The sequence below is a fragment of the Halorubrum sp. SD41 genome (assembly GCF_058630335.1).
The window spans coordinates 1-23,386 of sequence record NZ_JBZVGZ010000021.1; the positions used below are offsets into that span (position 1 = coordinate 1).

A 23,386-nucleotide genomic window follows, 5' to 3' on the forward strand; every position below is an offset into this window, starting at 1 on the left:
GCTTGGATGACACCGAACGACCACGGCTCACATCAGATCACCGCTTACGCCGGAGCGCAGGGGGCGTGATCCTCATCCTTCGCGGACCTGAACGTACCGGGCGACGGGTCATAAACCCATCGGAACGGTACGGGTCCAGCGAAACCGGGCCGGGTTGAACGGCCCGAGTCCGCGATGCGTTCTTCGCATTTCTTCGAATGCCCGGGTTGTACTTAACCCCGTCGAACTACCGGCGCCACGTCATGCGATTTCATGCCGGGAGAAACGGGACAACTGACCGGATCGAGTCGAACCGGAGACGAGCCTACCCGGGATGGTATCTCTGTCGGGACAGGGTGATCAACTCCGTGACGTTCCGGTCGGTCGACAGCGAAAACAAGAGATCGGGACCGGGGCGCCCGAGGACTACTCGTCGTCGAGATACTCGATGCCCTGCTTCGAGACGTTCGCCTTGGTGATGTCGTCGAGGTCGTTGAGCCAGAAGTCGTCGTCCGCGTCGTCGACCTCGGGAGCGCCGTCCTTCCAGGCCCACCCCTCGTACTCGTGGACCTTCTGGGTCCCCTTCTCCCGAAGACGGAGCGTCGTTCGCTCCGCCTCCTCCTCGGAGGGTGCCGGCTCGAGGGTTCGAGCCGCTTTGAGCGCCGCCTGACGCGGCATGTTTCCCGAGAACTCGCTCGGTTCCGATCCGTCTTCCTCTCGCAGGGCAAAGTTTCGCTTACCGTCTTCACGTACCATGGTTTTGCCTCCGTGTGACTCCAGCACACAGTGTGTAATAAATATATCGGGGAAATGAAAGCTGTGCGCCACAACTTTTATATATCACCTCGGTAGCGGCTGGCGATTTAGGCCATCAAAGCGGGAGCAAAACGGTCGATCTGCGGCGATTCGCGGAGCGTTCAGCGCGCGCGACACGTCGATTCGAAGTTCGCGTGTCGATTCCGACCCCCGAGCCACCGGCGGATCGGACTCGTATTCTCGGTTTTCGTACGCACGCGCGATCAGCCGGAGCCCGAGTACGCGTAAACAACACTTATGTGTCTGCTATGGCGAAGGGCGACAAGCACACCCGCGATGGTCCGCAAAAAGAAGCTCAGCCCCAGTGGCGCCAAGGACGACGACGGGGAGTACCACAACGTCCACGTGAACCTCCACGAAGACGAACTCGCCGTCGCCGGCATGGAGATCGGCGACGAGGTGTTCGTTCGAGTCCGAGACGGGAAGATAATCATCCAGAAGGCGGACGCCAACCCGGAGCAGCTCGAACACGACTTCTGACGCGGACCGCGGGAGTCCCACGTATTTTCGACGCCGAGCGACCGCCGCGCGGGCCGCGGTCGGCGGATTGATTGTCGCTCGTGACGAGTCCCACACGATGGGCGCGTACGACCTGTTGAAACCAGCACTGTTCCGGCTGCCGCCGGAGACCGCGCACCGACTGATCCACCGACTGCTCGGCGGCGTCCAGGGGACGCCCGTCGCTGACGCGCTCGCCGAGCGGTACGCGGTCGACGACGAGCGGCTCGCGGTCGAGGCGTTCGAGTCGGCGTTCCCGAACCCCGTGGGCGTCGCGGCCGGGTTCGACAAGAACGCGCACGTGCCGCGGGCGCTGGCGTCGCTCGGGTTCGGGCACGTCGAGGTCGGCGGCGTCACCGCCGAGCGACAGCCCGGAAACCCGCGTCCGCGACTGTTCCGACTGAAGGAGGACAAGGCGCTCGTCAACCGGATGGGGTTCAACAACGAGGGCGCCGACCGGGTGGGCGAACGGCTCGACCGCGACCCACTCCCCGAGGTGCCGGTGGGGATCAACATCGGGAAGTCGAAGTCGACGCCGCTGGCCGAGGCCCCCGACGACTACCTGTACACGTACGAGCGCGTCGCGGACGCGGGCGACTACTTCGTCGTCAACGTCTCCAGCCCGAACACCCCGGGCCTCCGCGAGCTCCAGAACCGCGAGGCCTTAGAGCGCATCCTCGGGACGCTCGCCGACGCCGGCGCGGATCCGCTGCTCGTGAAGCTCTCGCCGGACCTCCCGGAGCCGGCGGTCGAGGACGCGCTCGGCGTCGTCGACGACCTCGACCTCGACGGGGTCATCGCGACCAACACGACGACCTCCCGACCGGACTCGCTGCGGAGCCACAGCCGGGCCGAGCGCGGCGGCCTCTCGGGGAAGCCGATCGAGTCGCTCGCCACGGAGCGAGTCCGGTTCGTCGCGGCGCGAACGGACGTGCCGGTGATCGGCGTGGGCGGGGTCACCGACGCGGCGGGCGCCTACGAGAAGATACGGGCGGGCGCCTCGCTCGTCCAGCTGTACACGGGGCTCGTCTACGAGGGGCCGGGACTCGCGCGCGACATCAACGAGGGGCTCCTCGAACTGCTCGAACGGGACGGCTTCGACTCGGTCGACGAGGCCGTCGGCGCGGACCTGTGACCGAGTCGGAAAGCGGAAAATCGGAGTCTACGCGTCGTTTCGGACGATGACGACGACGTCGCCCGCCTGAAGCAGCTCGCCCTCGCCCCGATACTGCCGCTCCTCCTCGACCGCGAACTCGTCGCCGACGAGCGTGACGCCCGCGACGTGAAGCTCGTCGCCGTCGATCTCGTACTCCCCCTGCGCGAGGGCGGCCTCGATGTCGCCGACCTGGTCGCCGTACTTGGGGCCGACCGTGGCGTAGTCGAGGTCGATCCCCGTGACCACCGTCTCGACGGGCGCGTCGCCGTCGGGGTGGACCGCGAGGTCGTCGACGTGCATCACGCCGGTGATGTCGTCCTCGAACCCGCGCACGTCGGCGTACACCTCCACCGCGTCGAGCGCGGCGGTGAGCGGGAGCTGGTTCTCGCTCTTGAACTTCCGGAGCGCGCCCACGACGGCCGTGGCGGCAGTCCCCGCGTCGCGGCCGGCCTCGATCCCCAGCGGCTCGGGCCAGTCGGCGAGGTGGATCGAGTCGCCCGCGCCGTCTGCGAGGGCGGTCCCGGCGGTCGCATCGGAACCCGCGGCGGCCACGTCCGCGACGGCGTCCGCGTACATGTCGTGCCACAGCTCCTCGGTGACGTGGGCGAGGAGGGGCGCGAACAGCTTCAGGAACCGGCGGTGCGCGGTCCGGAGCGTGTACGCGGCCGCGTCGTCCTCGCGCTGTTTGGCGATCTCGAGGTAGTCGTCACAGAACGTGTTCCAGAAGAAGCTCCGGAGCTCGTCGCGCGCCTTCGAGAACGCGCGGTCGTCGAGCAGCTCGGTGAGCCGCTCGACCTCGGCGTCGAGCTCGGCGAGGAGCCAGCGGTCGAGCTCGCGGAGCCCGTCGTCGGGCTCCTCGGGGAACGGCTCCGGCGCGAGCGACTCGACGAGCTTCGAGGCGTTCCACAGCTTCCGGATCAGCTTCTCGCCCGCGCGGAGGTCCTTCTCCTTGAACGGGAAGTCGTCGCCGACGGCGGTGCCGGCCGCCCAGTAGCGCGTGGCGTCGACCGGGAACTCCTCGAGGACTTCCTCCGGCTCGACGACGTTGCCGACGGACTTCGACATCTTCTCGCGGTTCTCGTCGAGGACGTGCCCGTTGATCATCGTCTCCTCGAACGGGACCTCCCCGGTGTGCTCGTAACACTTGACGAGGGTGTGGAACAGCCAGAAGCTGATGATGTCGTGGCCCTGCGGTCGGAGGTCGAACCGGTACAGCTCCGGGCGCTCCATCGTGAACTCCTCGGCCTCCTCGTCCCAGTCCCAGCCGGCGTTGATCAGCGGGGTGAGGCTGGAGGTGGCCCACGTGTCGAGCACGTCGTCCTCGGGCTCGAACCTGTCGTGCCCGCACTCGGGACACGCGTCGACCGGCGGGTCGTCCGAGAGCGGGTCGACGGGCAGGTCGGCCTTCTCGGCGATGACCTCCTCGCCGCAGTCCTCGCAGTACCACACCGGGAACGGGATGCCCGAGGAGCGCTGGCGGGAGATGAGCCAGTCCCACTGGAGCCCCTCGACCCAGTGCTCGTACCGGGTGAACATCTTCTCGGGAGACCACTCCATCTCCCGGCCGATCTCGAGGTACTCGTCCGTCTTGTCGAGCATCTCGACGTACCACTGCTCGGTGACGAGGAACTCGACGCTCGTCCCGCAGCGCTCGTGGACGTTGACGGTGTGGGTGATGTCGCGGCGGTCTAAGAGCGCGCCCGCCTCGTCGAGGTCCTCGACGATGGCCTCGCCGGCCTCGTCGGCGTGGAGCCCCTCGTACCCCTCGGCGACGTCGGTCATGTGGCCGGACTCGTCGATGGCGACCCGGAGGTCGAGGTCGTGGACCTGGTACCACTCGATGTCGTTTTTGTCGCCGAACGTACAGCACATCACGATGCCCGAGCCCGTCTCCCTGTCGACGCGCTCGTCCGCGATGATGGGCACCTCGTGGCCGAACAGCGGGACCTCGGCGGACTCCCCGACGAGGTTCTGGTTCTCGCCGTCGTCCGGGTGGACGAAGACGGCGACGCAGGCCGGGAGAAGTTCCGGGCGCGTCGTCGAGATGACGAACTCCTCGGGGTCGTCGCCGTCGCCGTCGTCGCCGCTCCCGGCGACGGTGAAGGCGATGTCGTTGAAGTGGCTGCCCTGCTCGTCGTCCTCGGTCTCCACCTGCGAGATGGCGGTCTCGCACTCGGGGCACCAGATCGCGGGCGCCTTCTCGCGGTACTCGCGGCCCTGGTCGTAGAGGTCGACGAAGGAGAGCTGGGAGACGCGCTGGACGCGCGGCTCGATCGTCTGGTAGGTGTGGTCCCAGTCGACGGACACCCCGAGCGACTGGACGTTCTCGGTGAACTGCTCCTCGTAGTTCGCGCACACCTCCCGGCACTTCCGTTGGAACTCGCGCCGCTCGAATTCCTGATGGCGGACCCCGAGCTCGTCCTCCGTCAGGCGCTCGGAGGCGATGCCGTTGTCGTCGTAGCCGAACGGGAAGAACGTCTCCCCGCCGTTCATGCGCTCGAAGCGCGCGACGAAGTCCTGGAGGGTGAACCCGTACAGGTGGCCCATGTGGAGGCTCCCCGATACCGTCGGCGGGGGCGTGTCGATGGAGAAGACGGTGTTCGGATCGACCGGGTCGTCGGCGGAGTAGGCGTACGTCTCCTCGTCGACCCAGCGCCGCTGCCAGCGCGGCTCGACGGCGTCGGGGTCGTACTCACCACTGGGCATTTCGGTCACACGTTCCGCCGGTTCCCCCTTAACGGACTCGGTTGTGTGGGGCGGCTTTGCGCGGTCGAGCGCGGAGGCGTGCGCGAATGAGCGCAGCCGCGCGGTCAGACCGTGTCGTCGAGGTCGTGTTCGGCCGCCATCTTCGACGCCTCGGACGCGAACCGCTCGACCTCGTCCGCCGGGCTCTCGCCCAGCGCGCTCTCGTCGACCTCGCGGCCCGCGGTGATCCCGTCGCCCGTGACGAGCCGCTGCTCGGCCAGCTCCTTCGTGTGCATCCGCTCGCCGTCCTCCGTGGCGTAGGTGAGCCGCACGAGCCCCTTCGAGTCGAACTGCCGGTCGACGAGCCAGACGGTGGGCATGGGCGAGGATCGGTCCCTGCGAGATTTAAAAAGGGCGGTCGACGCGTGCGAGACCGGTAGTACGTCTCGCGATTGACTGACAAACCGAATGCGGTGGCGCGTGCCTGCGAGCGGCCGGAGCGAAGCGGAGGCCGTGAGTCGCACGCGCGAGGGACGCGGTGAGTGAGGGGCGACCGGAGGGAGCCCCGAGCGAGCCGCGAGGCTGGGGAGGCGTGAGGCGCGGTGTGGGGCGGGACTCAAAGGGGCGGTCGGGAGGCGGGCACAGGCGTTCACGAGAGCAAAGCTCTCGTGAGCCAATCAGAACGCTTTGCGTTCTGATGACGACGCAAGCACCGCAGGGAGCGAGCAGCGCGAGCGACTGAGGAGCGCAGCGAGCGTGTGCCCGCCTCCCGACCGGGGCTTTGGGGCGGTTCTCCGGTGGTCTGTCGGCGAGTCTAAATCGACCAGACTCTCACACCCCTCGTCGCCACGGCTTTGTATCGGCTCGCCGAACCGGTGGTCATGTACGTCGAGTTCGACCGCGACACCTGCGTCGGGATGTACCAGTGCGTCGCCGAGTGGGACGCCTTCGAGAAGAACCTGAACGACGGGAAGGCCGATTTAAAAGGGAGCGAGGAGGAAGAAGACGACCTGTTCGTCGTCGAGGTGCCCGACGGCGAGGAGTTCGACGCGAAGTTCGCGGCGCGCGTCTGCCCGGTCGACGCCATCGAAGTGTACGACGACGACGGCGAACAGGTGGTGTAGACGGATCGTGACGATTGGGGTTCCGTTTATAAATAGCCGTCTGCGGGCCGAACGAGAACGCCATCAAAGCCCCAGCCGTGAGGGCTCGCGCGCCTCGCTGCGCGCCTCGTTCAGTCGCTAACGCTCCTTCACTGCGGTGCTTGCGTCGTCGGGCTTCGCCCTCACGGCTGCCCCTTTGAGTCCCGCCCCACACCGCAACCGCACCTCACGCCTCCCCAGCCTCGTCAGTCGCCCTCGCTTCGCTTCGGGCGACTGACTCCCTCGCACGCGCTGCTTCGCGGCCTCCGCTTCGCTCCGGCCGCTCGCAGGCGCGCGCCGTGCAGGATAATTCACCAAGCACGTCGGTTCCGGTCCAGTTCTGCTTATAAATGATCGGCCACGTCCTCGGCGAAGTACGTGACGATGAGGTCCGCGCCCGCGCGCTTGAGCGCGGTGAGCGACTCCAGCGCGGTCGCCTCCAGGTCGAGCCACCCCTTCTCCGCGGCGGCGTGGAGCATCGCGTACTCGCCGGAGACGTTGTACGCGGCGATCGGGCGGTCGAACTCCCGTCGCAGGTCGCCGACGACGTCGAGATACGGGAGGCCGGGCTTCACCATCAGCACGTCGGCGCCCTGCTCGGCGTCGAGCCGGGCCTCGCGGAGCGCCTCGCGGCGGTTCGCGGGGTCCATCTGGTAGTGCCGGCGGTCGCCGAACGCGGGCGCGCCGTCGGCCGCGTCGCGGAACGGGCCGTAGAAGGCGGACTCGTACTTCGCGGCGTAGCTCAGGATGGCGACCTCCTCGTGGCCCGCGTCGTCGAGCGCCTCGCGGATCGCGCCCACCTGTCCGTCGGTCATCGCGGAGGGGGCGACCACGTCGGCGCCCGCGTCGGCCTGCGAGACCGCGGTGCGCGCGAGCAGGTCGAGCGTCTCGTCGTTCTTCACGGTGAGCGTCGGGTCCGACTCGGCGGACTCCTCGATCACGCCGCAGTGGCCGTGGTCGGTGTACTCGCAGAGGCAGACGTCGCCGATCACCGTCGCGTCCGTCTCGGCGTCGATGCGCCGGATCGCGCGCTGGACGACGCCGTCGTCGGCGTACGCCCGGCTCCCGGACGCGTCCTTCGACTCGGGGACGCCGAAGAGGATGACGGCCTCGACGCCGGTCTCGCGGATCTCCGCGACGCGGTCGACCGCCTCGTCGACCGGGACGCGCTCGTGGCCGGGCATCGTCTCGATCGGCACGCGCTCGTCGGTCGTCGCGTCGACGAAGACGGGCGCGACGAGGTCGGACGCCGAGAGGTCGGTCTCGGCGACGAGCGGGCGAACGCCGTCGGTCCGGAGGCGGCGGGGCCGGTCCGTGAGGTCCATGCCGACGGGTTGGCCCCGCGCGGCCTTTTACCGTTCGTCTCGGTCGCGGCTCTCCCGCGGATAAGGGACGCCGCGGCTACTCCGAGGACTCGATGTCGATCCGGTCGCGGAGCGCCGCGAGCTCGTCCGACTCGGCGAGCTCCTCGACGCGCTGTTTGAAGTGGGACTCGCAGAGGCCGACGACCACGCCGCCCTGCTCCGCCTCGTACGTGGCCTCCCGGTCGCAGTAGTGACACCGCATACGCGCCACTCCGTCCGGCGTGTGCTTAATCCTGTTCGTCGGGCGCCGCACCGGGGGCGTCCCCGGCCGCGAACTCGTCGATCGAGACCGGCGCGGGCAGCCGCTCGCGGACCGGCTCGAACGCCGATTCCGTCAGGCCGGCGACGCCGAGCGTCCGCTCGTGCGCGTCCGTCCCGCCGGTCCTGAGCAGGTCGCTCTCGGCGGCGAGGCGGTCGATCCGGTCGTCGTCGACGGCGCGGCCGTACGGGTAGAAGCGTTCGATCGCCCCGATCGCGTCGCGGTCGCGGGCGACGTCGAGCGCCTCGTCCACGCGCTCGTACCGGAACGGATGCGCGAGCCCGACGAGCGCGCAGGCGTCGGCGAGCAGGTCGAGCCCCTCGTCGAGCGGCGTCACGTCGCGCGCGACGTAGCAGGGGCCGTCGTTCCCGATCAGCTCGTCGAACGCCCCGGCGTAGTCGTAGGGCGCGTCCGACTCGTCGATCGCCCGCGCGATGTGCGGCCGCCCGAGCCCGGCGCGAGGTTCGAGGTCGAGCTCGACCCCGAGCCGCTCCTCGACCGCGTCGAGGATGGCGGCGCCGCGCTCGCGGCGGTCGCGCTGGAGCCGGTCGATCTCCGCGTCGAGCGCGGCGGTGTGCTCGACGCCGTAGCCGAGGAGGTCGAGGCGCTCGAAGCCGGCGTCGACGCGGAGTTCGATCCCGCGGACGACCCGGACGCCGTCGCGCTCGACGACCGGCGCGTCGAGGCCGGGGTGGATCCGGTCGTGGTCGGTGACGGCCACCCAGTCGACGCCCGCGTCGCGGGCGGCCGCGGGCACCTCGTCGAGCCTCAGGGTCCCGTCGGAGACGGTCGTGTGCGCGTGGAGGTCGGCGACGACGGGATCGCTGGAGTCGCGGGGATCGTCGGGGGCGGGGGAGTCAGAGGATTCGGCGGAATCGGCGGATTCAGCGGGCATAGTGGCGAATAGCCGCGCCCGACACTAAGCGGCGGCGGTCCGAGACGCGGCGGGGGAAGACGAATATAAGGCGATATAAGGTATCCCCTCCGACTAAGGTCGTACATGGACAATCATTAAGAACCATCGGCGGTTTCTATCCGTTGATGCGCTTGAACGGCGTCGACGACCGACTCGAACGGCACCAGTACCCGACCACCTCTGAGGAGCTCATCGCGGCTCACGGCAACGCGACGGTAGAGCTCGCGAACGGGTCCGAGCGGCTCGGCGACGTCTTAGAGCGGTTCGGCGACCAGACGTTCGAGGACGCGGAGGACGTGTTCACCACGCTCCGCGCCGGCGTCTGCCACCGCGGCGTCGGTCGCCGGTTCTACTCGGACCGCGACCCGACCACCGACGCGGAGGAGGGGCCCTCGCCGGTCTCCTTCTGACGCGCCGAACCGACCGAGGTCCATACCCTTCTTCGAACTCCGACCGCGGAGCGGCGGCGCCGCGCGGACGGACTCCCGTGCGAGCGACGCGGCTACGACACGCCGTCGACGACTCCGGAGAGGTCGAGCGGGACCGAACCCTTCCGATACCCCTCGATCGAGCCGTCGGGCTCGGCGCGGTACACGACCGCGGGCTTGTGACGGACCGCGGGTTCGGCCTCGCGCACGGCGGCCCACTCGTCGGCGGGGAACGATGAGCAGTCGACGAACAGCGTGACGCCGCCGGCGTGGGCCGCGAGCTGGCCGCTCGTCTTCGTCTCGGCGGTGTCGCGGACGGCCGCGACGGGGTCGTTCGCGGAGCGCCCGGCGGTCGGCTGCGGGCGCGTCACCTCAACGAGGTGTCCGGCGCCAGTCTCCGGGTCCGTCGCGCGGAAGTCGAGCGAGTGGCCCGTCGTCACCTCGATCTCCGGGGTGACCTCGTACCCCGCGTCCGTGAGGATCCGGGCCGCGGTGAACTCGGCTATCGCCGCGCTCATGCGGACGAGGTCCCGCGAGGCGGAGGTGCCGAGCTTCCCTGCCATCACCTCGCGGTAGTCGTCGAGCGTGCCCGGCCGGAGGGTCTCCTCAACGAAGCCGGTGCCCGCCTCGCGGGTCGCGTCCGGGAACCCGGCCGCGTGGTCGCGGAAGAACGCCCGGCTCGTCGCCGCGCCGTCCTTCGAGCAGAACACCGGCAGGAAGTACCACGAGACGTGCGGGTAGTCGGCCAGCCACGGCTCGTCGTCGTGGAGCCCGGCGAGCAGCTCGCGCTGCGCCCACCGCGAGACCGGGTACGGCGCCTCGTCGAACCCGTACTTGTCCGTCCGCCAGAGCTCGCTCGGCGTCTCCGTGTTGCCCAGCCAGTACCCGGCGGGGCCGCCGCCGGCGCCCGGCGGGGGGTCCGCGTCGTCGTCGGTCCAGCAGAACAGCGCGAACGAACCGTCGTCCATGTCGAACCGGCGCGCCTCGTACGCCGGCGGCGGCGCGAACCACGGGTCGCCGGCCGTCGCTCCGAGGTTCTCGTCGAGGGGGCGACCGATCTGCGACCGGACGCGGTCGGCGGTCCACCGACCGGGCGAGCGCCTGAAGCGGAGCGGTTGTGCCACGGGCGTTCGGTATCACGCCGCGGGGTTAATCGATTCCGGTGGACCGACCCGATCGTTCACGGTTTATGATACCTTTGCCGACAGGTATATAACAGGAAACGGCCAAGTGTTGGTGTACCATGTCAATGGGTGCCTATGACGAGGCCGAACACGAGCGTCGGGAGAAGAAGACCAGCGAAGTCGACGCCGACTTCGACGCGGAGCGCCCCGAGTACTCCGGATCGCTGACCTACGACTCGGGCGACTCCACGGAGGCACTCCTCGACAAGTTCGAAGAGCTTCAGGGCAAGTGACGCGGCCGCGGCGACGCCGCGGCTTCTAATTCCATTCTCGACACCGGTAGCGACGGGTAACGGTCGCGACAGCGGAGAGCGACGGTCCGAACGGAACCGAGAACTCAGGTGAGTAGGATCGCCAGCGAACAGACGATCGCGACCGCGAGGACGTGACCGACCACCGCGCCGAGCAGCACGGGTTCCGTGAGCAGGAACGGCACGAGCGCCAGTTGGACCGCGGAGAAGCCGATGTTCTCGGCGTCGAGCCGCCGGACGGTCGCCCGCTCGTCGGGCGAGAGGTCGACGTGGACCGCGCGCCACAGCGCGACGACGGCGCTCCACCAAGAGGTGCCGATGCGGTAGGTGAGGTCCCAGAGGACGAGCAGCGTGAGGTAGACGACGGGGATCGGCGGCTGCGAACCGAAGAGCCGGTCGAGGAGGGTGTTCTCCCACGCGAACAGGTACGTCACGAGGGCGATGAACGCTAACACGCCCAACACGATCTCGATGCTCGACCCGAACAGCAGCCGCTTGTGCTCCGGCGGGGTCCCGAGCAGCCGGTTCTTCGCGCCCAACCGGTGCATTTCGACGCTGCCGACCGCCGCGACAGCGACCGCGACCGTCCCGGCGGCCACGGCGTTCCAGACCCCGTGGTACCAGCCGAGCGCGACCACGCCGACCTCGAAGATCGCGAACTGGAGCGCGACCGCCAGCGTCCGCGAGATCCCTAACCCGGGGATCCCGCCGACGAGGCTCTCGTACACCCACGTCTCGCCGTACTCGCGGCTCACGACCGGAGCCCCCGGAGCGTCGTCAGCCACGGGCGCTGCGCGTTCGACGAGTCGGTCAGGGCGCGCGCGACCGCGAGCTCGAACGGCGTTCGCTCGACCGGGACGAGGTCGCGGATGCGGTCGTCCTCGACGATCACGGTGTTCCGCAGTCCCTCGACCAGCGACCGCGCGAGGTACGGGTTCACGTCCGTGACGAGCCGGAGCCACCGGGCCGACAGCTCCGGGCTCAACACCGGCACCCTGACGATCCGGAGCCCGCCCCCGAGCTGGCGCCTGGTCCGCCGCAGGATCTCCCCGTAGGTCAACACCTCCGGCCCGCCGATCTCGAAGGTCTCGGCCGCGGTCTCGGGGACGTCGAGCACGCCGGCGAGGTACGCGACCACGTCGGCGATCGCGATCGGCTGACACAGCGTGTCGACCCACTTCGGCGTGACCATCACCGGGAGCCGCCGCGCGAGCCCGGCGATCACCTCGAAGCTGGCGCTGCCCGCGCCGATGATGATCGCGGCCCGGAGCGTCGTGAGCGCCGGGTCGCCCTCGGCGAGGATCCGCTCCACCTCGCGGCGCGACCGGAGGTGTTCGGAGAGCTCCTCGCGGTCCTCGCCGAGCCCGCCGAGGTAGACGATCCGGTCGATCCCCGCGTCGGACGCGGCCGCGGCGAAGTTGGACGCGCAGTTCCGGTCGCGCTCCTCGTACCCCGGGCCGCCGTCCATCGAGTGGACGAGGTAGTACGCGGCGTCGACCGTCTCGCCGTCGAGTTCGAAGGCGGGCGGGAGCGTCTCCGGTTCCAAGAGGTCGCCCTCGACGACCGAGACGCCCTCGGGCGCGTCGTAGCCGTCGGCGTCGCGAACGAGCGCGACCACGTCGTGGCCGCGCGCGCGGAGCGTCGGGACGAGCCGGCTCCCGACGAACCCGGTCGCGCCGGTGACGAGCACTCGCATACCGTCCTCTCGGGCGGGGCGACCATAAGCCCCGTCCCGTTCGGCGGGCGGACGGCGGGCGGAGGCCCGGGAGCGGGACCCCGGACGCGTCGCGGGCGATGTCGGGACCGATCGCTAGAAGTGCCCCCGGGTCCCTCCTCCGGTATGCGCGCTGGCGAGTTCGAACCGGTCCGCGGCGTCGAGGACCTGTACGTCCACGACACCGGCATGTTCGACACCGACGAGTACGGCGCCGTCTACGTGTACGACGCCGAGCGGCCGATCGTAATAGACACCGGAACGGGGGCGAACCGGGAGGCCCTCTTCGAGACGATCGAGGAGATCGGGATCGGCCGCGACGAGCTCGCGTGGATCCTGCCGACCCACGCCCACCTCGACCACGCGGGCGGCGCCGGCTACCTCGCGGAGCGCTACCCGAACGCCGAGGTCCGGGTGCCCGAGAAGGGCGTCCGGCACCTCGTCGATCCCGAGGCGCTCGTCGCGGGCACCAAGTCGGCGGTCGAGGACCAGTGGGCGTACTACGCGGAGCCGAAGCCGGTCCCCGAAGACCGGATCGAGGGGGTGAGCGAGGGCGACCGGATCGATCTGGGCGACCGCGAACTCGTCGTCCGCGAGGCGCCCGGCCACGCACCCCACCACGCGGTGTACCACGACCCCGACGCGGACGTGGTGTTCGCCGCCGACGCCGCCGGCATCTACGTCCCCGAAGTCGACGCGGTGACCCCGACGACGCCGCCGCCGCAGTTCGACTTCGAGCAGTGTCTCGACGATATCCGGCTGATCGAGGAGTTCGACCCCGACACGCTCTGTTTCGGCCACTTCGGGCCTCGCGACTGCGACGCGGACCTGCTCGGCGAGGCGAAGCGGGCGTACGTCGAGTGGGTCGAGCGGGTCCGCGAGAAGCGCGCCGAGCTCGACGACGACGAGGCGGTCGTCGACCACTTCGAGGCGGCGAGCCGCGACATCGACTACTGGAACCCCGAGCGCGCCAAGGCGAACACGAGCCTGAACGCGCGCGGCGTGTTGACGTATCTCGACCGCGTCGACGACGAAGAGGAGCGACGATCGTGATCCCCGACGCGGACCGCCGAGAGAAACGCCCTAAACCCCGCCGCCCGTAGGCCCGACCAGATGGGCATCTTCGACACGATCCGGGCCGTGCTCGGGACGAGCGCCGAGACCGACGCGACCCGCGAGGCGGACCCCGAGGACCTCTTCGGGATGTCGACCGCGTACATGACGATGGAGGCGGACCTCCGCTACGACCACTGCGGGGAGGCCGCGCTCTGCTTCTCCGGGATGGACAGCACCCGGTTCGACGAGGCGGTCGAGACCGTCGAGGCCATCTTAGAGGCCGGCGAGATCGACACCGGCACCGGCTTCCACCGCCACGAGGACGACCACGGCTACCAGTGGTTCGTGCTGGAGGACGACGACCCCGAGGACCTGGTGACGAGCGTCCACTTCGCGGCCGACCAGTTCATCGAGGAGGGGTTCGGATCGCGGCTGCTCGCGGCCGTGTTCGGCTTCGAGAACGACGACGGTCCGGCCTACTGGATCTACTCGTTCCGGCGCGGCGCCTACTACCCGTTCGCGCCGCGGGGGACGAGCGACCGGAACCAGCGGGTCGAGTTCAAGCTCCAGTCGGTCCTCGACGGCGAGCTCGGCTTAGAGGACGACGAGTCGTACTGGTATCCGCTGTGGCCCGACGCGCCCGGGAACCACCCGTGGGAGTGAGCGCGGGTGACGATATGAACGACGGCTCGGACGCGGGTATTGCCGGGCGGAACACCCCGAGGAAGCGCCTGCTCCGCGGAATCGCCGTCCAGACGGCGGCCGTCGCCGCGGCGGTCCACCTGCTGTGGGCGTGGCCGCGGCTCGGATCGCCGCCGGACGCGCGCCCCTACTTCTTCCTCGCCGGGAGCGCGCTCGCGGCCGCGGTCGCCGTCGCGACGCTCCGGGGCGGGGAGTACCGGCGGCTGTACGCGCTCGGGGCGGGGACGCTCGGGGCGTTCCTCGGCGGGTTCCTCGCGTGGCACGGGGGCGACGCGGCCGCGGCGCTCGCCGCGGAGCCGCTGGCGGTCGTCGCGGTGATCGTCGAGGTCGTCGGCGTCGGCGCCTACCTCGCGCTCTACCGTCTCGCGCCGCCGACGAGCGTCGTCGTCGAGCGGCGGCGGGGCGGAGGGGACGTCGAACGCGAGGACGCGGCGGAGGAGGAGTCGCCGTGACCGACGCGTACCGAACGGTGGCAGAGCGCGCGACCGCGCGGTTCGAGGTCCAGGGGTCGGAGTTCCTCGGGCACGTCGCGCCCGTCGACACGGTCGAGGCGGCGGAGTCGTTCGTCGAGGCGGTCGGGGAGGAGTACGCGGACGCGACCCACAACGTGCCCGCGTACCGGGTCCCCGCGGGCGAGCCGTCCGAGCGCACGCCGGGCTCGGAGCCGATGCTCCGGGAGTACTCGTCGGACGACGGCGAGCCGACCGGTTCCGCGGGGAAGCCGGCGCTGAACGTCCTCCAGCAGCGCGAGGTCCGGAACGTCGCCGCGGTGGTGACGCGGTACTACGGCGGGACGAACCTCGGGGTCGGCGGGCTCGCGCGCGCCTACTCACGCGCGGTGAAGGAGGGCGTCGACGCGGCCGGCGTGGTGGAGGAGCGCCCGCACCGGTCGCTCGTCGTCGAGACGGAGTACGACGACTCGGGGACGGTCCGGGGCGTCATCGAGTCGACGGGCGTCGAGTTCGACGCCGACTACGGTGAGCGGGTCCGATTCGACCTCCGGGTGCCGGTCGCGGAGGTCGAGGAGCTCCGCGAGCGGCTCAACGACGCGACGAGCGGGCGGGTCGACATCGAGCGCTGACGCGCTCGGACCGCACGGCGGCCGGCTCGACGGCCCGCCTACGAGAACTTCCGGACCGTCATTTCGAGGGTGTCGAGGTCGAGGATCGGCGCGTAGCCGGCGTCTGGGTCGATGTTGACGGACTTCTGGAAGTCGGTCTGGGCCTGCCAGCAGCCGGAGTTGACCGCGAGCACGTTGTGGTACTTCCCCCACCCGAGCTTGTGGACGTGGCCGGTGTGGAACACGTCGGGCACGTCCTCCATCACGAGGTAGTCGCGCTCCTCCGGCGCGACGCGGGTGTGACCGCCGAACTGCGGCGCGACGTGGCGCTTCTTCAGCAGCTGGTACATCGCCTTGTGCGGCTCGTCGTAGCTCGCCTTCTCCTCGGGCAGCTCCGCGATCACCTCGTCGAGCGAGACGCCGTGGTACATCAGCACCTCGACGCCCTCGACCGAGACGGTGGCCGGGTTCGAGACGATCCGCGCGTCGTGGACGTCCAAAATCTCCCGGATCTCGTCGTCGAACCCGGGCTGCGGCTCGGCGAGGCGGACCGCGTCGTGGTTGCCCGGGATCATCACGACCTCGGTGTCGGCGGGCACCTCCTTGAGGTGTTCCGCGAAGACCTCGTACTGCTCGTAGATGTCGACGATGTCCAGCTCCTCGTCTTGGTTCGGGTAGACCCCGACGCCCTCGACCATGTCGCCCGCGAGCAGCAGGTACTCCACGGGGTCGGCCTCGGGGGTGTGGAGCCAGTCGGTGAAGCTGTGCCACGCGTCGGCCATGAACTCGTCGCTGCCGACGTGGACGTCGGAGATCAGCGCGGCCTGGACGTGGCGGTCGGCCCCGCCGGGGCGGTGGGTCCGGGGGACGTCGGGGAAGTGGAGCGAGTCGGCGAAGAGGATGCCGGCGTCGTCGGCGAGCGTCCCCTCGACCGCGACGCACTCGTCTAAGAGGATCTCGTCGACGACGTCGGCGAGGCCCTTGTCCTTCATCACGAGGGCGGGGAAGGTCCCGGTCGTGTCCTCCAGCTCGATCAGCCAGTGGCCGGACTTCGTGGAGCGGACGTCGTTGACGAGGCCGATCATCGCGGCGTCGCTGCCGCCCGGCATGTCCGCGATCGCCTCCGCCGGGCGGTGGTTGACGCGGCCGCGGAGGATCTTCGAGAGCCGTTCGTAGCGGTCGCGGAACGTCGTGACGAAGTCGGCGTACTCGCCGGTCCCGGTGCTGCGGCCGGTCATGTCGTTACCGACCTCTAAGTCGCGCAGGTCGGGGTCCCGGGACCGTTCGGAACCGTCGTTCGCGGCGGTTTCGGGGTCAGAAGCGGCGTCGACGGTCGTGGAGTCGGTGGCGTCGTTCGTTGCGGCCCCGGACGCGGTCTCGGTCGCCGCGGATTCGGAGCCTATAGACCCCTCCGTTTCGACTGGAGATTGTCCGGGTTCGTCCGGGGAGGCGGCCGATCTGTCGGCGTCGCCGATCGCCTCGCGGACGTGGTCGGCGGTGATCCGGAGGGCGTCGTCGGGGGCGCGGTCGACGGCGGCCGCGACGGCGGCGGTCGGATCGGTCGCGCCCGCGAGGAGGGTGACCGCCTCGCGCTCGGCGTTGTAGCCGCGCTCGGCGAGGGCTTTCGCGATCCGGGCGTTCGACTCCAGCGGCACGATACCCGAAAGGAGGGTCGCGGGCAAAACCGTTCCGGAGGCGTCGGCGGGGCGAGCGTGTGGGGCCGCGAGCGAGGGCGGAATCCGCGCGACCCGGAAGCTTATGAACGGAACCCTCCAAAGGCGACGTAATGGACGAAGGGGATCGGCCGACGGACACCGACGGGTCGGCCGGTCGAGACGAGCGGACCGAAGATCACTCAGGGGCGACATCCGACGGGTCGGATGACGGGAGTCCCGACGGGACGGATGACGGGGTTCCCGACGAATCCGACCGCGCGGTCTCCGGTAGCTCGGGCGACGGTCCCGAGACCGGGCGCGAAGTCGACCTCGGGGACGAGCCCGAATCATCCGGGGAAGCCGTTGTTTCCGGCGAATCCGACATCGGGAGCGAAGCGCAGGGCGCACCGGAATCGGTGGGAGGTCCCGCGTTCGAGACCGAAGAGACGACGACCGCCGACGAGTCGCTTCTACACCGGTTCCGTCACGACCGGGAGGGCGCGCTGATGTGGATCCGGGAGATGTTGGCGAGCGTCGGCGTCGTCCTCCTGATCGGACTGTTGCTGTTCGGCGTCAGCGGCGTGTGGCCGCCCATGGTCGCCGTCGAGTCGGGGAGTATGGAGCCGAACATGCAGGTCGGCGACCTCGTGTTCGTCACCGAGCCCGGGCGGCTCGCGCCGGACGCGGCCGAAAACGGCGTCGGGGTCGTCACCCACGAGGTGGGCCAGGAGGTCGATTACCGGACGTTCGGGTCCTACGGGTCGGTGATGATATACACGCCCCCGGGGCGGACCGGGTCGCCGATCATCCACCGGGCCATGTTCCACGTTACCGAGGGAGAGAACTGGTACGACCGCGCAAACCCGGAGTATCACAACGCCGTCGACTGCGGATCGCTCGCCAACTGTCCGGCGCCGCACGACGGGTACATCACCCTCGGCGACAACAACGGCGCCTACGACCAGGCCAGCGGCCTCTCGCCGCCCGTCAGGGCCGAATGGGTGAACGGCGTGGCCCGCCTCCGGGTCCCGTATCTCGGCTACATCCGGCTGATCGCGACGGGACAGGTAGAGCTGAACGAGGCGATAACGCGGACGGTCGGGAGCGCCCTCCCGGCGGTGGAGTCGGCACTCGTCTCGTCCGCCCCGGCGGCGTGACGCTCGCCGGGACAGCGGCGGCGTGACAACCCCGAGCTGGCTCAGTTGTCGAACCGCGCCTGGACGAACGGCTGCGCGTTCTCGATGTCGCCGAGCCGCGAGTCCGACAGGAGGACCGCCTCGGTCTCCTCGACGGGCACGGAGAGGCCCATCTCCTTCGTCCGGCCGTAGCGGCCCTTCGAGACGACGACGGCGTTGACGATCCCGAGCATGTCGAGCTCGCTGATGAGGTCGGTGACCCGCCGCTGGGTCAGGACGTCGGCGTCGATCTCCTCGCAGAGCCGCTTGTAGATGTTGAACACCTCGCCGGTGTTGATGTTGTGAACACCGTTCTTTTCGAGGAGGATGACGGCGAATAAGACGATCTTGCTCTGGGTGGGGAGGGTGCGGACGACCTCGACGACGCGGTCGAGCTCGATCTTGTCTTGGGCCTGTCGGACGTGTTTCTCGGCGACGATCTCGGCCTGCGAGCGCTCGGCGAGTTCGCCGGCGGTGCGGAGGAGATCGAGCGCACGGCGCGCGTCGCCGTGTTCCTGCGCGGCGAAGGCGGCGCAGAGGGGGATCACGTCGTCGGTGAGCGCGTCGGGCTTGAACGCGGTGTCGGCGCGGTGCTGGAGGATGTCGCGGAGCTGGTTGGCGTCGTACGGCGGGAAGACGATCTCCTCCTCGCCGAGGCTCGACTTGACGCGGGGGTCGAGGAAGTCGGTGAACTTCAGGTCGTTCGAGATCCCCATGATCGAGATCCGCGAGCGGTCGAGCTCGGAGTTCATCCGCGAGAGATTGTAGAGGGTGTCGTCGCCGCTCTTCTCGACGAGCTTGTCGATCTCGTCGAGCATGATCACGACCACGCGCTCGTGGTAGTCGACCGCCTCGAAGAACGTCGAGTAGACGCGGTCGGTTGGCCACCCCGTCATCGGGACCTCCTCCATCTCGTCGGCGTCGTCTTCGAGGGTTTCGATGCGCTCGTCGAGCTCGTCGACAGAGTCGAACTCGGTGTCTGCGAGGGCGGCTGCCGCGTCTTGGCCGGCCGTCTCGTCGGCGTTCGCCGCGTCCGCGCGGAGCTCTTCGAGGCGCTCCAGCCGGTCGGCGATCACCGCCTGGTTCTCCTCGATGAACGTGTTCGCGAGCTGGGCGAGGACGCGGTACTGTGTATCGGTCACCTCGCAGTTGATGTACTCGACCTCGCAGGGGACGTCGTACTTCTGGGAGGTGGACTCGAGCTCCTGGGAGACGAACTTCGCCGAGGCGGTCTTCCCGGTCCCCGTCTTCCCGTAGATCAGGATGTTCGAGGGGGTCTCGCCGCGGAGCGCGGAGACGAGGATCGTCGCCATCCGGTTGATCTGGTCGTTGCGGTGCGGGAGCTCGTGCGGGGTGTACGAAGGGCGGAGGACCTCCTTGTTCTCGAAGATCGGTTCGCCCGAGAGGAGGTCGTCGAACAGGCCCTGGTTGTCTTCGTCGTCGTCGAGGACGACGCCGTCGAAGTCGACGTCGGGCGACGAGCGGTCGCGACCGCCGTTGTCGAGCCCCGCCGTTTCGGGTCGAGCGTCGGTCGAGAGGGAAGCCGTGTCGGCGTCCGATTCGATCGAGTCGACGTCCGGCGTATCGAGATCGGATCCGTCGTCGACGTCGGGGTCGGTATCGGGGTCGGTTTCGATTGGGTCGTCGGAGTCGACTTCGGTCGGACTGTCGGGCACTGTTTCGGTTGGAGCGTCGGGATCGAAATCCTCGATATCGGTGTCCTCAGCCGCTGAAGCGCCGTCCTCGAACTCGTCGGTTCCGGAGCCCTCGACGCCGAAGCTGTCGGGGTCCGAAGTCGAAGAGTGACTTGGCGACGAGTCCTCGGAGTCGCTGCTGTGGTCCGATTCGTCGTCGTCGTCCGGGTCGATGCCGCCGTCGGTCCGCGGTGTGTGATCGCCTTCGTCCATGTGAACCCCTCTGTTTCAGGTGGAGACGGCCAGATATGTCGCTTGAGACGCCGTCTCCCGTCGGAAATACGCATTCGCGGTCGAAATCGAGACCGACCACGTCCAGTTGATACAGTCGAACCAGATGAAGAGATGGTACAAAAGTGTTCCTCTCTGGAGTTGAAACGTCCCCCTCGCACGAGATGTCGGGGCGATCGCGAGGCGGTTCGGGTTGATCGGTGGGACGGTCGAACCGGTCGAACAGTCGAGAGAAGAGGAACGGCAAGCGTGGAGATATCGTTGGCTTTTGAAGGGGTTCCTACGGTGTGGCGGGCTTCAGCCGTATCAGCGGCTGACCTCTTAGGCTCGTTATCGCCCGTGACTACCCGTACTCAGACCGGCAGTTCCGTTGGACAGTTTCGATCCATCGACTTCGACACCCGATTTCCCGTTCCGTCGTGTCGACTCGATCGGGGAGACCCCCACACCCCTTTGTTTCGGGTGGAACGTCGAAACAGGGTGGTGGGGGTTGGAGGCCGGATTATAATAGCGGTAGTTTTATAATACAAACCATACAACAGTACCCTCGACAATCCTCTCTAGAATATATTTGTGTTGGTGTAGTTGTTTTATTTGTAGATCGAGTAGGAATTATCTTGGTGGACCTAGATCGACCTCCAGCACCGACCTCACCCCCCGGCAGATTGTGGGTTCCACCCGAAACAAAGGGGTGGGGGGCTCCACAAAGGCGCGGGAGGCTCCCGAACGATATTCGATAGACCGACGTCACGTCCTGCCAGTCGGCACTCCACCGCCGGACCGTTCCGACCGACAGCGCCCAGCCACCGAATATCACGGTCGACGCCGATAGTTTTACCATCCGGTAAACGAACTGTATACTCACCTATGAAGCGATTCCGCACGCCGAGCGAGGTGGTCCGATGACCGATACCGGAGACACCGGAACTGACGACACCGGAACTGACGACACCAGAACTGACGACACCGGAACCGAGGGTCCCGCGAGTACCGGACGAATCTTGGACGGCGTCACCGTCCTTGACCTCTCGACGTTCGTCACCGGCGGCTTCTGCTCGGCGATGCTCGCGAACCAGGGCGCGGAGGTCGTCAAGATCGAACAGCCCGGCTACGGCGACGCGGTCCGCCACTCCGGCCCGCCGTTCATCAAGGGGGAGTCGCCGTACTACTGGACGCTGAGCTACGGGAAGAAGAGCCTCGAACTCGACCTGAAGAACGAGGACGCGAAGGAGGCGCTGTACGAGCTCGTCGAGGAGGCGGACATCTTCATCCAGAACTTCCGCCCGGGGACCGCCGAGCGGCTCGACGTCGACTACGACACGCTCACCGACCACAACGAGGACCTGATCTACCTCGCGATCTCGGCGTTCGGACAGACCGGTCCGTGGCGCGAGCGATCCGGCTACGACCTCCTCATCCAGGGGATGAGCGGGATCATGAGCGTCACCGGCGAGGCGGACCGGCAGCCCGTGAAAGTGGGCCTCCCGATGACCGACCTCATCACCGCGATGTGGGCCGCCTTCGGCGCGACGACCGCGCTCTACCGCCGCGAGCAGACCGGCGAGGGCGAGTACATCGACCTCGGAATGTTAGAGGCCACCCTCCCGTGGCTCACCAAGCAGGCCGGGATGGTGTTCGCGGGCGAGGAGACGAAGCGCATGGGGACGAAAGACCCCGTCCTCGCCCCCTACCAGACGTTCGAGACGAAGGACGGGTTCATCAACATCTGTATCCTCAACGAGAAGCTCTGGGGCGAGCTCTGCGAGGCGCTCGACCGCCCGGACCTCCCCGAGGACGACCGGTTCGAGCAGAACGCGGACCGCGTGGAACACTTAGACGAGCTCGGAGCCGAAATCGAGGCCACCCTCGCCGAGAAGACGACCGACGAGTGGATCGAGGTCATCGCCGAGGACGCCGGCGTCCCCGCGGGTCCGGTGTACAGCGTCGAGGAGGCGCTCAACAGTCCGCAGATCGAGGCCCGCGGCACCGTCTCCGAGATCGAACACCCCGAACTCGGCGAGGTGCCCGTGATCGAACACCCGCTCAAGTTCCGTAACGCCGAGAGCGGCTTCGAGCTCCCGCCGCCCCTCCTCGGCGAACACAACCGCGAGGTGTTCCGCGAACACGGCTACTCGGAGGCCGAGATCGACCGCCTCGCCGAACTGGGCGTGTTCGGTGACGACGCCGAGGACGGGGACGCCGACGAGTGATGGCGTCGTCCGCGACCGACCCCACCGGCGTCCGCGTCGCGGGCGTCGGCATGACGCCCTTCGAGAGCGACTCGGGACGCTCGCTCACCGACCTCGCGGCCACGGCCGCCGAGCGCGCCCTCGCGGACGCCGCGGTCGACCCCGCCGACGTCGACGCGCTCCACTTCGGCAACGCCCTCGCCGAGGCGCTCGACGAGAGCGCGGGCCTCGCGAACGCGCTCGCGGCCGCCCTCGGCCTCGACGGCGCGTCCGCGGACCGGATCGAGAACACGAGCGCGACCGGCGCGAGCGCGTTCCACCGGGGCGTCGACCGCGTTAAAAAGGGCGACGCCGACGCCGCGCTCGTCGTCGGCGCCGAGAAGATGTCCGCGGGCGACACGCGGGACGTCACCGAGGCGATAAGCCGGCTCGTCCACCGCCGCGAGTACGCGCAGGGGATCACGCTCCCCTCCTTCGGCGGCCTCGCCGCCGGCGCCTACCTCGACCGACACGACGCGCCCCGCGAGGCGCTCGCCGCGGTCGCCGCGAAGAACCACGCGAACGCGGTCGACAATCCCGTCGCGCAGTTCCGAAAACCGATCGACGTCGACGAGGCCCTCGACTCCCCGGTCGTCGCCGCGCCGCTCCGGCTGTACGACTGCTGTCCGATGTCCGACGGCGCCGCCGCGGTCGTGCTGACGCGAGGGGAGGAGGGCGAGTCCGCCGCGGACGGCGGCGCCGAAGCCGTTCCCGCCCCGCGCGTCGCCGGCGTCGCGAGCGCCACCGGTACCCACGCGGTCGCCGAGCGGCCGGACCCGCTCTCGATCGACTCCGTCCGGACCGCGGGCGAGCGCGTCTTCGACCGCGCCGGAATCGCCCCCGACGACGTCGACGTCGCCTGTATCCACGACGCGTTCACCGTGCTCGAACTGATCGAACTGGAGGAGCTGGGCTTCTACGACGCGGGCACCGCTTGGGAGGCGACGCTCGACGGCGACACCGCGCTCGACGGCTCTCTCCCGGTCAACCCCGGGGGCGGGCTCAAGGCCCGCGGCCACCCGCTCGGCGCGACCGGCCTCTCGCAGATCGTCGAACTCGTGTGGCAGCTGCGCGGCGACCTCCCCGAGAGCCGTCGGGTCGACGGCGCGGAGACGGCGTTCGCGATCAACGTCGCCGGGTTCGGAAACAACAGCGTCTGTACGGTGTTGCGCGCGTGACGGGCTCCGATCGCC

At 69.0% G+C, this 23,386-nt stretch carries 23 protein-coding genes; 12 read left to right on the forward strand and 11 right to left on the reverse strand.

Going from position 1 to position 23,386, the window contains the following annotated elements; all coding sequences use genetic code 11:
• Nucleotides 1–405 precede the first annotated feature (405 nt).
• Nucleotides 406–735, reverse strand: coding sequence for a non-histone chromosomal MC1 family protein (locus tag AC4NMM_RS10990; RefSeq protein WP_044965795.1), 330 nt, complete (start codon nt 733–735; stop codon nt 406–408).
• Nucleotides 736–1,071: 336 nt separating this feature from the next.
• On the opposite strand from AC4NMM_RS10990, the gene AC4NMM_RS10995 reads away from it, so the two are divergent.
• Both AC4NMM_RS10995 and AC4NMM_RS11000 read left to right on the forward strand, forming a co-directional pair.
• Nucleotides 1,072–1,275, forward strand: a complete 204-nt coding sequence (locus AC4NMM_RS10995; protein WP_004599199.1) for a hypothetical protein — start codon at nt 1,072–1,074, stop codon at nt 1,273–1,275.
• 97 nt (nt 1,276–1,372) lie between these two features.
• Nucleotides 1,373–2,428 carry a quinone-dependent dihydroorotate dehydrogenase gene (locus tag AC4NMM_RS11000; protein ID WP_096394200.1) on the forward strand — a complete coding sequence of 352 codons (1,056 nt, stop codon included), beginning with the start codon at nt 1,373–1,375 and terminating at the stop codon, nt 2,426–2,428.
• A gap of 27 nt (nt 2,429–2,455) precedes the next feature.
• Here AC4NMM_RS11000 and AC4NMM_RS11005 read toward each other — a convergent pair whose 3' ends face one another.
• Both AC4NMM_RS11005 and AC4NMM_RS11010 read right to left on the reverse strand, forming a co-directional pair.
• Nucleotides 2,456–5,155 (reverse strand): valine--tRNA ligase, encoded by a 2,700-nt coding sequence (locus AC4NMM_RS11005; RefSeq protein WP_491924300.1) that lies wholly within the window; start codon nt 5,153–5,155, stop codon nt 2,456–2,458.
• 104 nt (nt 5,156–5,259) lie between these two features.
• On the reverse strand, nt 5,260–5,514 hold the full coding sequence (locus AC4NMM_RS11010; RefSeq protein ID WP_096394202.1) for a DUF7967 family protein: 255 nt from the start codon (nt 5,512–5,514) through the stop codon (nt 5,260–5,262).
• Between the two features lie 501 nt (nt 5,515–6,015).
• Between AC4NMM_RS11010 and AC4NMM_RS11015 the strand changes: the two genes are divergently transcribed.
• Complete coding sequence (locus AC4NMM_RS11015; protein ID WP_096394203.1) at nt 6,016–6,258, forward strand: ferredoxin; 243 nt, start codon at nt 6,016–6,018, stop codon at nt 6,256–6,258.
• Between the two features lie 362 nt (nt 6,259–6,620).
• On the opposite strand, the gene hemB is transcribed toward AC4NMM_RS11015, so the two are convergent.
• The 3 genes from hemB to AC4NMM_RS11030 form a co-directional block, all read right to left on the reverse strand.
• A complete protein-coding gene (gene hemB / locus AC4NMM_RS11020; RefSeq protein ID WP_491924268.1) occupies nt 6,621–7,601 on the reverse strand; it encodes a porphobilinogen synthase in 981 nt (326 codons plus the stop codon).
• A gap of 76 nt (nt 7,602–7,677) precedes the next feature.
• On the reverse strand, nt 7,678–7,842 hold the full coding sequence (locus AC4NMM_RS11025; RefSeq protein ID WP_172863944.1) for a DUF6757 family protein: 165 nt from the start codon (nt 7,840–7,842) through the stop codon (nt 7,678–7,680).
• Between the two features lie 25 nt (nt 7,843–7,867).
• A complete protein-coding gene (locus AC4NMM_RS11030; RefSeq protein ID WP_491924269.1) occupies nt 7,868–8,794 on the reverse strand; it encodes a PHP domain-containing protein in 927 nt (308 codons plus the stop codon).
• Nucleotides 8,795–8,940: 146 nt separating this feature from the next.
• On the opposite strand from AC4NMM_RS11030, the gene AC4NMM_RS11035 reads away from it, so the two are divergent.
• Nucleotides 8,941–9,225 (forward strand): DUF5789 family protein, encoded by a 285-nt coding sequence (locus AC4NMM_RS11035; protein WP_096394206.1) that lies wholly within the window; start codon nt 8,941–8,943, stop codon nt 9,223–9,225.
• Nucleotides 9,226–9,317: 92 nt separating this feature from the next.
• On the opposite strand, the gene AC4NMM_RS11040 is transcribed toward AC4NMM_RS11035, so the two are convergent.
• Nucleotides 9,318–10,367, reverse strand: a complete 1,050-nt coding sequence (locus AC4NMM_RS11040) for a DUF5784 family protein (protein ID WP_096394207.1) — start codon at nt 10,365–10,367, stop codon at nt 9,318–9,320.
• A gap of 125 nt (nt 10,368–10,492) precedes the next feature.
• On the opposite strand from AC4NMM_RS11040, the gene AC4NMM_RS11045 reads away from it, so the two are divergent.
• Nucleotides 10,493–10,660 carry a DUF5786 family protein gene (locus tag AC4NMM_RS11045; RefSeq protein ID WP_004599209.1) on the forward strand — a complete coding sequence of 56 codons (168 nt, stop codon included), beginning with the start codon at nt 10,493–10,495 and terminating at the stop codon, nt 10,658–10,660.
• Between the two features lie 104 nt (nt 10,661–10,764).
• Here AC4NMM_RS11045 and AC4NMM_RS11050 read toward each other — a convergent pair whose 3' ends face one another.
• Nucleotides 10,765–11,433 carry a DUF7530 family protein gene (locus AC4NMM_RS11050; protein ID WP_096396197.1) on the reverse strand — a complete coding sequence of 223 codons (669 nt, stop codon included), beginning with the start codon at nt 11,431–11,433 and terminating at the stop codon, nt 10,765–10,767.
• Nucleotides 11,430–12,374 (reverse strand): NAD(P)H-binding protein, encoded by a 945-nt coding sequence (locus AC4NMM_RS11055; RefSeq protein ID WP_491924270.1) that lies wholly within the window; start codon nt 12,372–12,374, stop codon nt 11,430–11,432. Before AC4NMM_RS11055 ends, AC4NMM_RS11050 begins: the two co-directional genes overlap by 4 nt.
• A gap of 144 nt (nt 12,375–12,518) precedes the next feature.
• Here AC4NMM_RS11055 and AC4NMM_RS11060 point away from each other — a divergent pair, with 144 nt between their 5' ends.
• Genes AC4NMM_RS11060 through AC4NMM_RS11075 form a run of 4 tightly spaced genes read left to right on the forward strand, consistent with a single transcriptional unit; the run spans nt 12,519 to nt 15,231 of the window.
• Nucleotides 12,519–13,445 (forward strand): MBL fold metallo-hydrolase, encoded by a 927-nt coding sequence (locus tag AC4NMM_RS11060; protein ID WP_491924271.1) that lies wholly within the window; start codon nt 12,519–12,521, stop codon nt 13,443–13,445.
• A 60-nt stretch (nt 13,446–13,505) separates the two neighbouring features.
• The gene (gene pspAB / locus AC4NMM_RS11065; protein WP_096394210.1) at nt 13,506–14,111 is read left to right on the forward strand and encodes a PspA-associated protein PspAB; all 606 of its coding nucleotides are present in this window, start codon (nt 13,506–13,508) and stop codon (nt 14,109–14,111) included.
• A gap of 14 nt (nt 14,112–14,125) precedes the next feature.
• A complete protein-coding gene (locus AC4NMM_RS11070) occupies nt 14,126–14,602 on the forward strand; it encodes a hypothetical protein (RefSeq protein ID WP_096396199.1) in 477 nt (158 codons plus the stop codon).
• Nucleotides 14,599–15,231, forward strand: a complete 633-nt coding sequence (locus AC4NMM_RS11075) for an IMPACT family protein (RefSeq protein WP_096394211.1) — start codon at nt 14,599–14,601, stop codon at nt 15,229–15,231. Before AC4NMM_RS11070 ends, AC4NMM_RS11075 begins: the two co-directional genes overlap by 4 nt.
• A gap of 38 nt (nt 15,232–15,269) precedes the next feature.
• Here AC4NMM_RS11075 and AC4NMM_RS11080 read toward each other — a convergent pair whose 3' ends face one another.
• Nucleotides 15,270–16,865: a DNA-directed DNA polymerase II small subunit gene (locus tag AC4NMM_RS11080; protein ID WP_491924272.1), complete on the reverse strand. Its 1,596-nt coding sequence runs from the start codon at nt 16,863–16,865 to the stop codon at nt 15,270–15,272.
• A gap of 131 nt (nt 16,866–16,996) precedes the next feature.
• On the opposite strand from AC4NMM_RS11080, the gene AC4NMM_RS11085 reads away from it, so the two are divergent.
• A complete protein-coding gene (locus AC4NMM_RS11085) occupies nt 16,997–18,022 on the forward strand; it encodes a S26 family signal peptidase (protein ID WP_491924273.1) in 1,026 nt (341 codons plus the stop codon).
• Between the two features lie 41 nt (nt 18,023–18,063).
• Here AC4NMM_RS11085 and AC4NMM_RS11090 read toward each other — a convergent pair whose 3' ends face one another.
• Nucleotides 18,064–19,947 (reverse strand): Cdc6/Cdc18 family protein, encoded by a 1,884-nt coding sequence (locus AC4NMM_RS11090; RefSeq protein ID WP_096394214.1) that lies wholly within the window; start codon nt 19,945–19,947, stop codon nt 18,064–18,066.
• 920 nt (nt 19,948–20,867) lie between these two features.
• On the opposite strand from AC4NMM_RS11090, the gene AC4NMM_RS11095 reads away from it, so the two are divergent.
• Nucleotides 20,868–22,175, forward strand: coding sequence for a CaiB/BaiF CoA transferase family protein (locus AC4NMM_RS11095; protein WP_491924274.1), 1,308 nt, complete (start codon nt 20,868–20,870; stop codon nt 22,173–22,175).
• Nucleotides 22,175–23,371 (forward strand): thiolase C-terminal domain-containing protein, encoded by a 1,197-nt coding sequence (locus tag AC4NMM_RS11100; protein ID WP_491924275.1) that lies wholly within the window; start codon nt 22,175–22,177, stop codon nt 23,369–23,371. Before AC4NMM_RS11095 ends, AC4NMM_RS11100 begins: the two co-directional genes overlap by 1 nt.
• Nucleotides 23,372–23,386 lie beyond the last annotated feature (15 nt).

Excerpts from the sequence above, each read along its gene's own strand:
- AC4NMM_RS10990 (WP_044965795.1), bottom strand. The coding sequence starts at position 735 with ATGGTACGTGAAGACGGTAAGCGAAACTTTGCCCTGCGAGAGGAAGAC.
- AC4NMM_RS10995 (WP_004599199.1), top strand. The coding sequence starts at position 1,072 with ATGGTCCGCAAAAAGAAGCTCAGCCCCAGTGGCGCCAAGGACGACGAC.
- AC4NMM_RS11000 (WP_096394200.1), top strand. The coding sequence starts at position 1,373 with ATGGGCGCGTACGACCTGTTGAAACCAGCACTGTTCCGGCTGCCGCCG.
- AC4NMM_RS11005 (WP_491924300.1), bottom strand. The coding sequence starts at position 5,155 with ATGCCCAGTGGTGAGTACGACCCCGACGCCGTCGAGCCGCGCTGGCAG.
- AC4NMM_RS11010 (WP_096394202.1), bottom strand. The coding sequence starts at position 5,514 with ATGCCCACCGTCTGGCTCGTCGACCGGCAGTTCGACTCGAAGGGGCTC.
- AC4NMM_RS11015 (WP_096394203.1), top strand. The coding sequence starts at position 6,016 with ATGTACGTCGAGTTCGACCGCGACACCTGCGTCGGGATGTACCAGTGC.
- hemB (WP_491924268.1), bottom strand. The coding sequence starts at position 7,601 with ATGGACCTCACGGACCGGCCCCGCCGCCTCCGGACCGACGGCGTTCGC.
- AC4NMM_RS11025 (WP_172863944.1), bottom strand. The coding sequence starts at position 7,842 with ATGCGGTGTCACTACTGCGACCGGGAGGCCACGTACGAGGCGGAGCAG.
- AC4NMM_RS11030 (WP_491924269.1), bottom strand. The coding sequence starts at position 8,794 with ATGCCCGCTGAATCCGCCGATTCCGCCGAATCCTCTGACTCCCCCGCC.
- AC4NMM_RS11035 (WP_096394206.1), top strand. The coding sequence starts at position 8,941 with ATGCGCTTGAACGGCGTCGACGACCGACTCGAACGGCACCAGTACCCG.
- AC4NMM_RS11045 (WP_004599209.1), top strand. The coding sequence starts at position 10,493 with ATGGGTGCCTATGACGAGGCCGAACACGAGCGTCGGGAGAAGAAGACC.
- AC4NMM_RS11055 (WP_491924270.1), bottom strand. The coding sequence starts at position 12,374 with ATGCGAGTGCTCGTCACCGGCGCGACCGGGTTCGTCGGGAGCCGGCTC.
- AC4NMM_RS11060 (WP_491924271.1), top strand. The coding sequence starts at position 12,519 with ATGCGCGCTGGCGAGTTCGAACCGGTCCGCGGCGTCGAGGACCTGTAC.
- pspAB (WP_096394210.1), top strand. The coding sequence starts at position 13,506 with ATGGGCATCTTCGACACGATCCGGGCCGTGCTCGGGACGAGCGCCGAG.
- AC4NMM_RS11070 (WP_096396199.1), top strand. The coding sequence starts at position 14,126 with ATGAACGACGGCTCGGACGCGGGTATTGCCGGGCGGAACACCCCGAGG.
- AC4NMM_RS11085 (WP_491924273.1), top strand. The coding sequence starts at position 16,997 with ATGGACGAAGGGGATCGGCCGACGGACACCGACGGGTCGGCCGGTCGA.
- AC4NMM_RS11090 (WP_096394214.1), bottom strand. The coding sequence starts at position 19,947 with ATGGACGAAGGCGATCACACACCGCGGACCGACGGCGGCATCGACCCG.
- AC4NMM_RS11095 (WP_491924274.1), top strand. The coding sequence starts at position 20,868 with ATGACCGATACCGGAGACACCGGAACTGACGACACCGGAACTGACGAC.
- AC4NMM_RS11100 (WP_491924275.1), top strand. The coding sequence starts at position 22,175 with ATGGCGTCGTCCGCGACCGACCCCACCGGCGTCCGCGTCGCGGGCGTC.